Below are 842 nucleotides of genomic sequence, written 5' to 3'. Positions count from 1 at the left end.
AGAACGTTACGCTGATCATAGTGCTGCCCAGCGCAACGCCGCCCAAATACCAAGCGTGGTCTAGATGACCAATCACCGCAGCATCGACCAAACCGAGCAATGGAACAGTAATGTTCGACAACACCATCGGGATCGCGAGCGATAACACCTGGCGATGCACTTGAGGATTAGATAAAGGAGAGAAAATAGAGTTTGTCACAGGCACCTCGTTGTTTAGATCGACGAGTGTACCTGAGTGCTTAATGACTAGCCAATTACCACTTGATGTGAACAAGCACTGGCGTGAGACGGTGCTTTAGCATTGGAATTTTATTGAGCCAGCGTTGCCAAGCTTTCCATCGTGAACAGAATCGGTCGAATGGCGAGAACGCTTTCACCCATTGTGCCCACGGCAACCATCTCAGAACTTGTTCCGCCGGTGCCTCAAATCCATGGGCATAGCAATCCGAGCCAAGCTTTTGCCCCCACTTGCTTTCTGTTAAGTCTCCAGCGAGTACCATACAGACCTCAGCCGAGACAAAATGGCGACCTAAGTTTTGAATAAACCGCGCAACATGTCGCTCAGAGCAATCCAACAATGCCATTTCGCACAGAATCAATACGGGTGATTTATCTGGAATGGTCAGAGATTCGAGCCACGACATGTCTTCCACACTCCCACTGCGATGTTCGTAGCGTTCGTTTTTATGAAATAGACGCTGACGCCAAACTAGATTCTCCGTAACATCCAATTCAATCCAGTGACAGCGGCCGTTATCCAAACGGTAAAAACGGGTATCGAGTCCAGCTCCAACATTGATGATCCAAGCATCCGGATTTTGCTGCAAAAACTGCGTTACCTG

At 48.8% G+C, this 842-nt stretch carries 1 protein-coding gene and 1 pseudogene; both read right to left on the bottom strand.

Going from position 1 to position 842, the window contains the following annotated elements:
* Positions 1-199 (bottom strand): annotated as a pseudogene (locus R8N49_RS26065) (MATE family efflux transporter); the annotation flags it as partial.
* Positions 200-254: 55 nt separating this feature from the next.
* Positions 255-842, bottom strand: a 588-nt coding sequence (locus R8N49_RS26060; RefSeq protein WP_318190317.1) for a class I SAM-dependent methyltransferase, incomplete at its 5' end; no start/stop codon positions are given.

This window comes from Vibrio sp. 1978, assembly GCF_033344345.1.
Note: the sequence above shows the minus strand (reverse complement) of the source record. Positions and strands in the feature narration are given on the sequence as shown.